The following is a 13445-nucleotide window of genomic DNA, read 5'->3' on the forward strand; positions in this document are numbered from 1 at the left end:
GTTTTTTTAATCTTTAAAGCTTGTATGGTTGACTGGGCCAGAACCATGACCGAGTTGAGGGGCATCTTGGATGGCTTTCGTGATAAAGGCCTTGGCTTTATCGACTGCTTGATAGAGGGTTTTCCCCTTGGCTAGTTCAGCAGTAATCACTGCAGCAAAGGTACATCCAGTACCATGTGTATGACAGGTTTGAATTCGTGGACTTTCCCAGACAAATTGCTCCTCCTTGGTAAAGAGGAAATCTTTGGCACCGCCTTCGAGATGCCCACCTTTAATAACAACAGACTGAGGACCAAATTCTTTTAAAATCAGGCGACCAGCACGCTGCATGTCTTCAGGATCATGGATTGAAAAACCAACAATCTCTTCTGCCTCAGGAAGATTCGGAGTGATAATGGTTGCAAGGGGAAGTAGGTTTGTTTTTAGGTAAGTTCTGGCACTGGTATCAATCAGAGTGTCTCCACTAGTAGCGACCATAACAGGGTCAAGAACATAGGGACAATCCAGCTCTTTAAGATAGGGCTGGATGATTTCCATAATTTCAGTAGTCGCCAACATGCCAGTTTTTACAGCCTGAGGCTTGATATCCGAAAAGACACTCTCCAATTGGGATTTCAACATTTGAGGAGAAACGTGCTCGATCAATTGAACGCCTCTGGTATTTTGAGCGACAAGACTGGTCACAACGGCCATTCCATAGACATCTCTAGCTTGGAATGACTTTAAATCAGCCATAATGCCAGCACCGCCACTAGGGTCAGTCCCTGCAATGGTCAAAGCAACGGGTAAATAAGTCATCTAAAACCTCCCAACCAACTGGAGTTTGTATTCTTAAGAACAAGCTGGTCCGTTTTAGAAAGGTAATAGAAGACTGCTAGTCCACATTATCATTTCCACTTCCATCAGCTAGCATTACCTAGATTGAGTCAAAGGGTCTAACAGTTGTTAATCTCAGCTTTACGCACCCCTAGTGGTTGTTTTCTTTTTTCTTTAGTATAGCATATTTTTATAGTTTATATAGTAAGATTTGACTGAAAATCCTTTATCAAATGGTTAAAATTCAAATTTTCAAAGAAAAGATTAATTTCATAGTTGACAAATGTAGATTTTAGGAGTATACTAACAATTGTAATCGACAAATGTAGATTTAGGAGGTGTGATTATGCAGATTTCAGATGCAGAATGGCAGGTCATGAAGATTATTTGGATGCAAGGAGAGCAGACCAGTATGGATTTGATCAGGGTTCTGGCGGAGCGGTTCGACTGGTCCAAGTCAACCATTCAAACTCTTTTGGCTCGTTTGGTTGAGAAAGAGTGTTTGACTCGGAAAAAAGAAGGCAAGTCTTTTGTTTATTCAGCACTTTTAACTTTGGACCAAAGTCGGGATTTACTTGTCCAAGATATCAAAGACAAGGTTTGTTCCCGTAGGATTAAGAACTTGCTGGCTGATTTGATTGCTGAATGTGATTTTACTCAGGCTGACTTGGAAGACTTGGAAGCTGTGATTTCTGAGAAGAAGTCAAGCGCTGTAACAGAAGTAAAATGTAATTGTATGTAAAGGAGACGTCATGTTAAATAGTATTGTAACCATTGTTTGTATTACCCTTATCGCCTTTATCTTGTTTTGGTTTTTCAAAAAGCCTGAAAAATCTGGACAAAAAGCCCAGCAAAAAAACGGCTACCAAGAGATTCGAGTGGAGGTCATGGGTGGCTATACGCCTGAGTTGATTATCCTCAAGAAATCAGTGCCAGCCCGCATTGTCTTTGACCGCAAGGACCCTTCACCCTGTCTGGACCAAATTGTTTTTCCAGATTTTGGTGTACATGCGGACCTGCCTATGGGGGAAGAGTATATAGTGGAAATCACGCCTGAGCAGGCTGGAGAGTATGGTTTCTCTTGTGGCATGAATATGATGCACGGTAAGATGATTGTAGAATAGGAGAATGATATGACTGAAATTGTAAAAGCAAGTCTTGAAAATGGTGTTCAAAAAATCCGTATCACGGCAGACAAAGGCTACCATCCAGCTCATATACAGCTTCAAAAAGGGATTCCAGCTGAGATTACCTTTCATCGTACTACTCCTTCAAACTGTTATAAGGAAATTCTTTTTGAAGAAGAAGGCATCTTAGAACCAATCGGCGTAGACGAAGAGAAAGTCATTCGTTTTACACCTCAAGAATTAGGTCAACATGAATTTTCTTGTGGTATGAAGATGCAAAAGGGAAGTTATACAGTTGTTGAGAAGACTCGAAAATCTCTATCACTTTTACAGCGTTTTTGGATTACTAGTATCTTTACTGTGCCTCTTGTGATCCTCATGATTGGGATGTCGACAGGAGGAATTAGTCACCAAGTCATGCGTTGGGGAACCTTTTTAGCCACAACACCGATTATGCTAGTAGCAGGTGGTCCTTATATCCAAAGTGCTTGGGCTAGTTTTAAAAAGCACAATGCCAACATGGATACCTTGGTTGCTCTGGGAACCCTAGTGGCCTATTTCTATAGCTTAGTTGCCCTCTTCGCTGGTCTCCCCGTTTACTTTGAAAGTGCTGCCTTTATCTTCTTCTTCGTTCTTATGGGAGCCGTTTTTGAGGAGAAAATGCGGAAAAATACTTCCCAAGCTGTGGAGAAATTACTTGACTTGCAGGCTAAAACTGCAGAAGTCTTGCGTGAGGATAACTATGTTCAAGTCCCTTTGGAGCAAGTCAAGGTAGGTGACCTGATTCGAGTGCGTCCCGGTGAAAAGATTGCGGTTGATGGTGTCGTAGTAGAAGGTATCTCTAGTATTGATGAGTCTATGGTGACAGGTGAGAGTCTGCCTGTGGACAAGACAGTTGGAGATACCGTCATTGGTTCAACCATCAATAATAGTGGAACACTTGTTTTTAGAGCAGAAAAAGTTGGTTCAGAGACTGTTTTGGCTCAGATTGTGGATTTTGTGAAGAAAGCTCAAACCAGTCGTGCGCCGATTCAGGACTTGACGGATAAGATTTCAGGAATTTTTGTCCCAGCAGTTGTCATTTTAGGGATTGTGACCTTTTGGGTTTGGTTCGTCTTGCTCAGGGATAGTGTGGTCGTGCTTGGAGCTAGCTTTGTGTCCTCTCTTCTCTACGGAGTGGCGGTTTTGATTATCGCCTGCCCTTGTGCATTGGGACTTGCAACACCGACAGCCCTTATGGTGGGGACAGGTCGCAGTGCCAAGATGGGAGTTCTCCTCAAAAATGGAACGGTTCTACAGGAAATCCAGAAAGTCCAAACTATTGTTTTTGATAAGACCGGGACTTTGACTGAAGGGAAACCTGTGGTCACAGATATCATTGGAGACGAAGTAGAAGTGCTTGGATTGGCAGCTTCCTTGGAAGAAGCTTCTCAACACCCACTGGCTGAAGCCGTTGTGAAACGAGCGAGTGAAGCTGGACTTGAGTTTCAAACTGTTGAAAATTTCCAAGCCTTGCACGGGAAAGGTGTCTCAGGGCAAATCAATGGAAAACAAGTTTTGCTTGGAAATGCTAAAATGCTGGATGGCATGGATATTTCTAGAACTTATCAAGAAAAACTAGAAGAACTAGAAAAAGAAGCTAAGACAGTTGTTTTCTTGGCTGTGGACAATGAAATCAAAGGCTTGCTTGCTCTGCAAGATATTCCTAAGGAAAATGCCAAGCTTGCCATCAGTCAGTTGAAAAAACGAGGTCTTAAAACAGTCATGCTGACAGGAGATAATGCTGGTGTGGCGCGTGCCATTGCCGATCAGATCGGAATCGAAGAGGTCATTGCAGGTGTCTTGCCAGAGGAAAAAGCTCATGAAATCCATAAACTACAAGCGTCTGGCAAAGTAGCCTTTGTTGGGGATGGTATCAATGACGCTCCTGCCCTTAGTGTAGCAGATGTGGGGATTGCTATGGGAGCTGGAACAGATATTGCCATCGAGTCAGCAGATTTGGTGTTGACAACTAATAACCTCCTAGGAGTGGTTCGTGCTTTTGACATGAGTAAGAAAACCTTTAATCGAATTCTGCTCAATCTTTTCTGGGCCTTTATCTACAATGTCGCCGGAATTCCGATTGCAGCAGGAGTCTTTTCTGGTGTTGGACTGGCCCTCAATCCAGAACTGGCAGGTCTAGCTATGGCCTTTAGTTCTGTATCCGTTCTGACTAGTTCACTCTTACTAAACTTTAGTAAAATAGACTAAAAGCGGGCTTGCTCGCTTTTTTATTATAAAACAGAAACTAAAAACGTTTTCAAACTGTACTGTAATAGAGAATAAAAACTTCTGAGCAGATTCTTAGTAAAGTCAAAATAAATGTGATAAATTAGTATTGTAAAAATTTACTGAAACGTTTTCAAAAACTATATGAAACCTTTTTTAGTAGATTTAAAAATATTTGAAGGAGAGTTATCATTATGACTCAAGGGAAAATTACTGCATCTGCAGCAATGCTTAATGTATTGAAAACATGGGGCGTAGACACAATCTACGGTATCCCATCAGGAACACTCAGCTCATTGATGGACGCTTTGGCTGAAGACAAAGATATCCGCTTCTTGCAAGTTCGCCATGAAGAAACAGGTGCTCTTGCAGCGGTTATGCAAGCTAAATTCGGCGGCTCAATCGGGGTTGCAGTTGGTTCAGGTGGTCCAGGTGCGACTCACTTGATTAACGGTGTTTACGATGCAGCTATGGATAACACTCCATTCCTAGCAATCCTTGGATCACGTCCAGTTAACGAACTCAACATGGATGCTTTCCAAGAATTGAACCAAAACCCAATGTACAACGGTATCGCTGTATATAACAAACGTGTAGCTTACGCTGAGCAATTGCCAAAAGTTATTGACGAAGCTTGCCGTGCTGCAGTTTCTAAAAAAGGTCCAGCTGTTGTTGAAATCCCAGTAAACTTCGGTTTCCAAGAAATCGACGAAAACTCATACTATGGATCAGGTTCATACGAGCGTTCATTCATCGCTCCTGCTTTGAACGAAGTTGAAATCGACAAAGCTGTTGAAATCTTGAACAATGCTGAACGTCCAGTTATCTATGCTGGTTACGGTGGTGTTAAAGCTGGTGAAGTAATCACTGAATTGTCACGTAAAATCAAAGCACCAATCATCACAACTGGTAAAAACTTTGAAGCTTTCGAATGGAACTATGAAGGTTTGACTGGTTCTGCTTACCGTGTTGGTTGGAAACCAGCCAACGAAGTGGTCTTTGAAGCAGACACAGTTCTTTTCCTTGGTTCAAACTTCCCATTTGCTGAAGTTTACGAAGCATTCAAGAATACTGAAAAATTCATCCAAGTCGATATCGACCCTTACAAACTTGGTAAACGTCATGCCCTAGACGCTTCAATCCTTGGTGATGCAGGTCAAGCAGCGAAAGCAATCCTTGACAAAGTGAATCCAGTTGAATCTACTCCATGGTGGCGTGCAAACGTTAAGAATAACCAAAACTGGCGCGATTACATGAACAAACTCGAAGGTAAAACTGAGGGTGAATTGCAATTGTACCAAGTTTACAATGCAATCAACAAACATGCTGATCAAGACGCTATCTATTCAATCGACGTAGGTGACACTACTCAAACATCTACTCGTCACCTTCACATGACACCTAAGAACATGTGGCGTACATCTCCACTCTTTGCGACAATGGGTATTGCCCTTCCTGGTGGTATTGCTGCTAAGAAAGACAATCCAGATCGCCAAGTATGGAACATCATGGGTGACGGTGCATTCAACATGTGCTACCCAGACGTTATCACAAACGTTCAATACGACCTTCCAGTTATCAACGTTGTCTTCTCAAATGGTAAATATGCCTTCATCAAGGACAAATACGAAGACACAAACAAACACTTGTTTGGTTGTGACTTCCCTAATGCTGACTATGCGAAAATCGCTGAAGCTCAAGGTGCTGTAGGATTTACAGTTGACCGTATCGAAGACATCGATGCAGTTGTTGCAGAAGCTGTTAAACTCAACAAAGAAGGTAAAACTGTTGTGATCGATGCTCGCATCACTCCACACCGTCCACTTCCAGTAGAAGTACTTGAATTGGATCCAAAACTTCACTCAGAAGAAGCAATCAAAGACTTCAAGGAAAAATACGAAGCAGAAGAACTCGTACCATTCCGCCTCTTCTTGGAAGAAGAAGGATTGCAATCACGCGCAATTAAATAATTCCTTCGTGGAACTTAAAAAGATCGGAGCAATCCGGTCTTTTTATGGAGGATAGTAAATGAATTTAAATCAATTAGATATTATCGTTTCAGATGTTCCCCAAGTCTGTGCTGACTTGGAGCGTATTTTGGATAAAAAGCCCGATTATGTTGATGACAGTTTTGCTCAGTTTACGATTGGCAGTCACTGTCTGATGTTGTCCCAAAATCATTTGATTCCTTTGGAAGATTTTCAGTCAGGAATCATTCTTCATATCGAGGTTGAGGATGTAGACCAGAATTACCAACGGTTGAAAGAACTTGGTATCCAGGTTTTAAACGGACCAACTGTAACCGATTGGGGAACAGAGTCCTTATTAGTTAAAGGGCCTGCTGGTCTAGTGATTGATTTTTATCGTATGAAGTAGGTAATTCTATTATCAAATTTTTTATCTAAACATTCTTGGAGTGAAACTTAAAAAGATCGGAGCAATTCGATCTTTTTTGTATTTATGCGACTTTCAGTCCGTCTCGCTCCGTTAGGTGCGAGACAAAAAACCACCCGTTTTCACGGGTGGTTATGATTTCTACACTTATTGTTTGGCTTCCTGTTTTAATTGTTGCACCTGTTCCTCGTACTGGACAAGCTCCCTGTCTTTTATATTGATAGTCGCTTCTGCTTCAGCAATGCGGCTTCTCAGATCTTGAGTCTTGTTATGGTGATAGCTAATACCAATAGCACTACCAGCAATGATCCCGATTACTAGACAAGTAAAAATCACCAAAATCAAGGGAGCAGATAGTTGTGTAAAGACAAGACTGACAGTTACTGTTTGACGATTGAGTAGACCAAATGAGATCACAATGACTAATAAGCTCAAACCGCCAATTAGATAAGCCTTATCTTTCAGTGACAATTCATTAAATTTTTTTAGCATAAGTTCCTTTTCTCCTGACTATGTTGATAGAAAACTACACACCATTTAGGTATTAACAAAATTCATTTTACTAGAAAATTTCGATACTGTCAATAATTTCTAACGGCTTATTTACCATCAATCAATCGATTCATTGAAAAGGAGTATTCATTTTCTAATATTTGATTGAGTAAACAGAACGGAGCAATTCGGTCTTTTTTCTGTTCCCTCTTTCTTATAACAAGATTGTGATAGTTTATATCTTTATAACAAAAGTTTTAAAGACTTGATTGTTTTGAAAGAATATTTTAAAATAAGATTCAGTAAAAATGAAAGAGGTTTTGAAAATGTCTGAAAAACAAATGAAAATTTTAGGTTGGGTAGCGACCTTTATGTCTGTTATGATGTATGTGTCTTACTTCCCACAAATCATGAACAATCTGGCTGGTCAAAAAGGAAATTTCATCCAGCCCTTGGTTGCTGCCATCAACTGTAGTCTCTGGGTTTACTACGGTCTTTTCAAAAAAGAAAGAGATATCCCCCTTGCAGCAGCTAATGCACCAGGTATTATTTTTGGCCTAGTGACGGTTATTACAGCTTTGATTTAAAAGGAACAGAGGAGACTAGTTTTCAGTCTTCTTTTTTGTTTCAGGGGAGGCTATTTACTTTTTCTAGAGGATAATTTTTTAAAAAACAATCTGATAAACTTAAATAGTAGAATAGTATCAGTATGTCACAGTATTTTATAAGAAAAGGTTTACAGAATAAGTTATAATATAAGTAAATGAACAAGCAAATAAGAAAGTGAGTAGAGTTATGACCGAAAAACTGACTTTTCCGGATGGTTTCTTGTGGGGCGGAGCGACAGCTGCCAACCAGTGTGAGGGTGCTTATAATTTAGAAGGTCGTGGATTGGCGAATGTGGATGTCGTCCCCATCGGTCCAGATCGTGAAGCCATTATCACAGGTCAGAAAAAGATGTTTTCGTTTGAGGAGGGCTATTTTTACCCAGCCAAGCAAGCTATTGATATGTACCATCATTACAAGGAAGATATTGCCCTTTTTGCGGAAATGGGCTTTAAGACTTATCGTCTATCCATTGCTTGGACTCGGATTTTTCCTAAGGGCGACGAAACAGTGCCAAATGAAGCTGGTCTAGCCTTTTATGAGGATTTATTTAAGGAGTGCCACAAGTATGGTATCCAACCTCTGGTGACTATCACTCATTTCGACTGTCCTATGCACTTGATTACAGAGTACGGTGGTTGGCGCAATCGTCGGATGTTAGACTTCTATGAAAAACTTTGTCGCACACTCTTTACCCGCTATAAGGGCTTGGTCAAATTCTGACTAACCTTCAATGAAATCAACATGATTCTCCATGCACCCTTTATGGGAGCTGGACTCTGTTTTGAAGAAGGTGAAAATCAAGAACAGGTTAAATACCAAGCGGCTCACCATGAGTTGGTGGCTTCAGCCATGGCGACTAAGATTGCCCACGAAATTGACCCAGAAAACAAGGTGGGATGTATGTTGGCAGCAGGGCAATACTATCCTAACACAGCCCATCCGAGAGACTACTGGGCAGCCATGGAGGAAGACCGCAAGAGTTACTTCTTCATTGATGTTCAAGCGCGTGGGGAATACCCAAATTATGCCAAGAAGCAATGGGAGCGTGAGGGGATTGAGATTCATATGACGGCAGAGGATCTGGACTTGTTGAAGAACAATACTGTTGACTTTGTTTCCTTCTCTTACTATGCAAGTCGAGTAGCCTCAGGTGATCCAGCAGTTAAAGAATTAACTGCTGGAAATGTCTTTGCCTCCCTCAAAAATCCCTATCTAGAATCCTCAGAATGGGGGTGGCAGATTGATCCACTTGGTCTTCGCATCACCCTCAATGCCATCTGGGATCGTTACCAAAAGCCTATGTTTATCGTAGAAAACGGTCTCGGTGCTATGGATACTCCGGATGAAAATGGTTATGTAGCAGATGACTATCGGATTGCTTACTTAGAGGCTCATATCAAAGCTATGCGAGATGCCATTTACCAAGATGGCGTTGACTTGCTTGGTTATACGACTTGGGGCTGTATCGATCTGGTTTCAGCTGGAACAGGCGAAATGAACAAGCGCTATGGCTTTATCTATGTAGATCGAGATAATGCTGGTCATGGAAGCCTCAAACGTAGCAAGAAGAAATCCTTCTACTGGTACAAGGATGTCATTGCCAGCAATGGTGCAAGCATTGAGTAGAGCACATTTGTTCACTATTTTTATAAAATCTTCTCCCTACTTTATAATATGTGAAAAAGAGTTCAATTAGATGGAGCTTTTTGCTATAATGAGGGGAGAAAAATCAGACAGGAGATCGACATGTCAGAACCATTATTTTTACAATCAGTTATGCAAGAAAAAATCTGGGGTGGAACCAAGCTACGTGATGAGTTTGGTTACGACATCCCAAGTGAAAAAATCGGAGAATATTGGGCCATCTCAGCCCATCCAAATGGAGTCTCTAAAGTTGCCAATGGACGCTACCAGGGAACAGACCTCGCTACTTTGTATGCGGAACATCGTGAATTGTTTGGCAATCGTCCTGAGCCTGTATTTCCACTTTTGACTAAGATTCTGGATGCCAACGACTGGCTCAGTGTCCAAGTTCACCCAGACGATGCCTATGGACTAGAGCATGAAGGTGAACTTGGAAAAACAGAATGCTGGTACATTATCGCAGCGGATGAAGGTTCAGAAATTATCTATGGTCACAATGCCAAGTCAAAAGAAGAACTCCGCCAGCAAATCGAGGACAAGAACTGGGATGCCTTGTTGACAAAAGTTCCTGTAAAGGCTGGAGATTTCTTCTATGTACCAAGTGGCACCATGCACGCTATCGGAGCAGGAATTTTGATTCTTGAAACTCAGCAATCTAGCGATACCACTTACCGTGTCTATGACTTTGACCGTAAGGATGATAATGGCAACTTGCGTGAACTTCACCTTGAAAAATCTATCGATGTCTTGAATATTGGCGAGCCTGCCAATAGCCGTCCTGTAACTATCAAAGCAGATGATTTACGTTCCACTCTCCTTGTATCCAATGATTTCTTTGCAGTTTACAAGTGGGAAATTACTGGAAAAGTTGACTTCGAAAAGACAGCTGACTACAGCTTATTTAGTGTCTTAGCTGGTCAAGGTCAGCTTACTGTTGACGGAAAAAACTATCCAATCCAAAAAGGTAGCCACTTTATCCTACCAAGTGATGTTGAAACTTGGACTCTGGAAGGGCAAGGTTTGGAATTGATTGTTAGTCATCCATAAAAAAGAAAGGGCCTGAGTTCATACTCAAGTCCTTTTTGATTACATAAATTGGGCGATAAAAACCACGATGATGATGATTGGAATGACGAAACGAAGAAGGAAGAGCCAGACTTGGAAAAGTCCTTGTTTCCATACTGTTTCATCGAGATGGAGTTCCTCCATAGCAAGAGCCTTCTTAAAGATATAGCCTGTAAAAAGTGAAAGGCAGAGAGCTCCAAATGGCATGAGGAGATTGGAAACCAAGAAGTCCATAGCGCCAAAGAAGGTCTTCCCAAAGATGTGAACATCCGCCATGACACCGTAAGATAGGGCTGAAGGAATTCCAAAGACAAAGGTCAAGATTCCTAAAATAGCACTCCATTTAGCACGCTTACTGTTGTCCTGATTGGTGATATTACCCACATTGATTTCCAGCATAACGACAGAAGAAGTGACTGTCGCAAAGAGGAAGAGGAAGAGGAAGAGGATGTAGAAAATGGTTCCAAAAGGCATCTTGTCAAAGAGTTGAGGCAAGACGATAAAGAGCAGGCTTGGTCCACCTTCAGATTGGATGTTGAAGGCTGACATAGCAGGGAAAATGGCTAGACCTGCCATGATGGACACCGAGATGTTCATTGCTACGATAGAAATTCCTGACTGGACTAGATTGGTTTTCTTATCCAAATAAGAAGCATATGTCAGCATGGCTGTAACCCCTAGTGAAAGGGCAAAGAAAGATTGTCCCAGAGCATAGAGGAGACCAGCACTGGTCAGTTTTGAAAAGTCTGGTTTGAGGAAGTAAAGAACCCCTTCCATGGCATTTGGCAAACTGAGAGAACGACCGATGATGACGACAAAGATGATAAAGAGCAGGGGCATCATGACTTTCGATGCTCTTTCAATCCCTTTTTGAACCCCACGTGATACAATAAAGATATTCAATAAGATAAAGGCCGCTTGAGCTCCTAGGGCAATGGCTGGATTTGAAATGATTGAAGTAAATAATTGAGCATAATCACCAGTTCCGCTAAGTTGGAACAATTTTCCAAACTCAATGCCTAGATAGACTAAAATCCATCCTCCAATAACACTGTAGAAAGATAAGAGGATAAAGAGGGCGAAGGCACCAATCCAACCGATAAAGTTGTACTTGCTATTCTTGCCGAGTTTTCCAAAGGTTTTGATTGCTGAGACACCAGCACTTCGGCCGAGAGCAAATTCAGCCAGCAAAAGGGGGAAACCAATTAAAATAGTGGAAATGAGAAAGACAAGTAAAAAGCCTCCTCCACCATTAGCAGCGGTCATGTAGGGGAATTTCCAAACGGCACCAAGTCCGATGGCTGAACCAGCAGATGCTAGGATAAAGCCCAGTTTAGAACCCCATTGCGATTTTTCAGACATAGTTAAACTCCTAAAATTAGTATTACAAAAGAAAAAGCTACTGCCCTTGGCAAATAGCCTCATCAGTACTCAAAATGAGCCTTTCTTTTGATTGATAGACTTGACTATCCTATCATGTTTTCTAAGGTCTGTCAAGAAAACCATTTTCATGTTATGATAAAGTAAAAAATTTCGCAAAAACGCTTGACTCTGACCTAGGGGGAGGGGTTATACTATCAATGTAATACTCTTCGAAAATCAAATTCAAACCACGTCAGCGTCGCCTTACCGTACTCAAGTACAGCCTGCGGCTAGCTTCCTAGTTTGCTCTTTGATTTTCATTGAGTATAAGGAGGAAATCATGTACCATATAAAAGAAGCTGCCCAGCTTTCGGGTGTCTCTGTCAAGACCCTGCATCACTACGACAAGATAGGACTCTTAGTTCCTTTAAAGTTAGAAAACGGTTATCGAACCTACAGTCAGGAGGATTTGGAACGCCTTCAGGTCATTCTTTACTACAAATATCTAGGTTTTTCTTTAGAAAAAATAGCAGAGCTGTTAAAGGAAGATAAATCAGATTTATTGCCTCACTTGACTAGACAGTTGGACTATTTGACTCGAGAAAGGCAACATCTGGATACCTTGATTTCCACCTTGCAAAAAACCATTCAAGAACAAAAAGGAGAAAGAGAAATGAGCATTCAAGAGAAATTCGCAGGATTTAACTATCAAGACCATCAAAAATACCACCAAGAGGCGGTAGAGAAGTATGGACAAGATGTGATGGACCAAGCGCTGGAGCGCCAAAAAGGTCACGAAGACGAAGCTACGGCTGCCTTCAATCAAGTCTTTCGAGCCTTGTCACAAAATCTTCAAGCTGGTCTACCTGTAACAGCAACCGAAAATCAAGAAGAAGCCGCTAAACTCTTGCAAGCCATCCGTACTTATGGATTTGACTGCTCTATTGAGGTATTTGGTTATATCGGTAAAGGCTACGTCTACAACCCAGAATTTAAGGAAAACATTGACAAATTTGGACCTGGAACAGCCCAGTACACATCAGATGTGATTGCCTATTATGTCCAAACTCAGACAAAATAAAATCGGAGGAGCATTCTTCCGATTTTTACTAAATTCAAGCACTACTTGCTTAATAATTTTTCTACTACATTTAGTTTTCGCATGGTCAAATCTACATTAAAAAGCTTTTCAAGATAGTTGGTACTGAGCTTTTTTCGTTTTGCAGTTCTAGGGAGATAGAGGTAAAGACAATGGTTACCGATACAAATTTCTTCTTCACCGTAATCAATTTTCAATTTTTCTAAAGGGAGACTTTGAATAGATTCTTGATAAAAAATCACGTGTATACGGTCATAAAGATAGTGTTCTCCAAAAGGGTTTTCTTGGACAATGTTTTTAAAAATATCCTTATTCTTAATGATTATTTTGAGATCGGCTCCAATCTTTTTCTTTATTAGAGTATGAACCTGTTCTCGTATTTTTTCTAAGGCTAAGTTACTTTCAAGAATGATATTACCACTTTGAATATAGGTTCGAACTTGTTGAAAACCGGCTTCTGTTAAGATATCTACTAGATAAGACATTTTAGGGATAGCATTTTTTCCATTAGGTGTAACTCCCCTTAACAAGATAATATGTTCCAAAGGACTTCCTTTCTTTTGGGGCTG

The 13445-nt window shown here is 41.0% G+C and carries 12 protein-coding genes, 1 pseudogene and 1 riboswitch; of the genes and pseudogenes, 9 read left to right on the forward strand and 4 right to left on the reverse strand.

Going from position 1 to position 13445, the window contains the following annotated elements:
• Positions 1 to 6 precede the first annotated feature (6 nt).
• On the reverse strand, positions 7 to 798 hold the full coding sequence (gene thiD / locus ACLNCW_RS05860; RefSeq protein ID WP_049546479.1) for a bifunctional hydroxymethylpyrimidine kinase/phosphomethylpyrimidine kinase: 792 nt from the start codon (positions 796 to 798) through the stop codon (positions 7 to 9).
• 83 nt (positions 799 to 881) lie between these two features.
• A riboswitch (TPP riboswitch) is annotated at positions 882 to 979 on the reverse strand.
• A 183-nt stretch (positions 980 to 1162) separates the two neighbouring features.
• Between thiD and ACLNCW_RS05865 the strand changes: the two genes are divergently transcribed.
• The 5 genes from ACLNCW_RS05865 (at position 1163) to ACLNCW_RS05885 (ending at position 6587) form a co-directional block, all read left to right on the forward strand.
• A complete protein-coding gene (locus ACLNCW_RS05865; RefSeq protein ID WP_020903487.1) occupies positions 1163 to 1558 on the forward strand; it encodes a CopY/TcrY family copper transport repressor in 396 nt (131 codons plus the stop codon).
• A gap of 10 nt (positions 1559 to 1568) precedes the next feature.
• On the forward strand, positions 1569 to 1940 hold the full coding sequence (locus ACLNCW_RS05870; RefSeq protein ID WP_049546478.1) for a cupredoxin domain-containing protein: 372 nt from the start codon (positions 1569 to 1571) through the stop codon (positions 1938 to 1940).
• Positions 1941 to 1949: 9 nt separating this feature from the next.
• Entirely contained in the window at positions 1950 to 4193 is a 2244-nt protein-coding gene (locus ACLNCW_RS05875; RefSeq protein WP_261024386.1) for a heavy metal translocating P-type ATPase, read from the forward strand.
• Positions 4194 to 4405: 212 nt separating this feature from the next.
• Positions 4406 to 6181, forward strand: coding sequence for a pyruvate oxidase (spxB, locus tag ACLNCW_RS05880; protein ID WP_023943150.1), 1776 nt, complete (start codon positions 4406 to 4408; stop codon positions 6179 to 6181).
• 58 nt (positions 6182 to 6239) lie between these two features.
• On the forward strand, positions 6240 to 6587 hold the full coding sequence (locus ACLNCW_RS05885; RefSeq protein WP_001052638.1) for a VOC family protein: 348 nt from the start codon (positions 6240 to 6242) through the stop codon (positions 6585 to 6587).
• A 165-nt stretch (positions 6588 to 6752) separates the two neighbouring features.
• On the opposite strand, the gene ACLNCW_RS05890 is transcribed toward ACLNCW_RS05885, so the two are convergent.
• Positions 6753 to 7097, reverse strand: a complete 345-nt coding sequence (locus ACLNCW_RS05890) for a lipopolysaccharide assembly protein LapA domain-containing protein (RefSeq protein ID WP_000913393.1) — start codon at positions 7095 to 7097, stop codon at positions 6753 to 6755.
• Positions 7098 to 7423: 326 nt separating this feature from the next.
• Between ACLNCW_RS05890 and ACLNCW_RS05895 the strand changes: the two genes are divergently transcribed.
• The 3 genes and pseudogenes from ACLNCW_RS05895 (at position 7424) to manA (ending at position 10397) form a co-directional block, all read left to right on the forward strand.
• Positions 7424 to 7684, forward strand: coding sequence for a SemiSWEET family transporter (locus ACLNCW_RS05895; protein ID WP_001291472.1), 261 nt, complete (start codon positions 7424 to 7426; stop codon positions 7682 to 7684).
• Positions 7685 to 7892: 208 nt separating this feature from the next.
• Positions 7893 to 9332: pseudogene (locus ACLNCW_RS05900) on the forward strand (6-phospho-beta-glucosidase).
• 120 nt (positions 9333 to 9452) lie between these two features.
• The gene (gene manA / locus ACLNCW_RS05905; RefSeq protein WP_424845533.1) at positions 9453 to 10397 is read left to right on the forward strand and encodes a mannose-6-phosphate isomerase, class I; all 945 of its coding nucleotides are present in this window, start codon (positions 9453 to 9455) and stop codon (positions 10395 to 10397) included.
• Positions 10398 to 10436: 39 nt separating this feature from the next.
• Here the strand turns inward: manA and ACLNCW_RS05910 are convergent, their stop codons facing one another.
• Positions 10437 to 11777, reverse strand: a complete 1341-nt coding sequence (locus tag ACLNCW_RS05910; protein WP_424845535.1) for a sodium-dependent transporter — start codon at positions 11775 to 11777, stop codon at positions 10437 to 10439.
• Between the two features lie 340 nt (positions 11778 to 12117).
• Here ACLNCW_RS05910 and ACLNCW_RS05915 point away from each other — a divergent pair, with 340 nt between their 5' ends.
• Positions 12118 to 12858 carry a MerR family transcriptional regulator gene (locus ACLNCW_RS05915; RefSeq protein WP_033685220.1) on the forward strand — a complete coding sequence of 247 codons (741 nt, stop codon included), beginning with the start codon at positions 12118 to 12120 and terminating at the stop codon, positions 12856 to 12858.
• Positions 12859 to 12899: 41 nt separating this feature from the next.
• Here ACLNCW_RS05915 and ACLNCW_RS05920 read toward each other — a convergent pair whose 3' ends face one another.
• Positions 12900 to 13421, reverse strand: coding sequence for a DUF1697 domain-containing protein (locus ACLNCW_RS05920; RefSeq protein ID WP_261071223.1), 522 nt, complete (start codon positions 13419 to 13421; stop codon positions 12900 to 12902).
• Positions 13422 to 13445 lie beyond the last annotated feature (24 nt).

It is taken from the genome of Streptococcus sp. CL6.22 (genome assembly GCF_049738055.1).
GTDB lineage: Bacteria > Bacillota > Bacilli > Lactobacillales > Streptococcaceae > Streptococcus > Streptococcus mitis_DJ.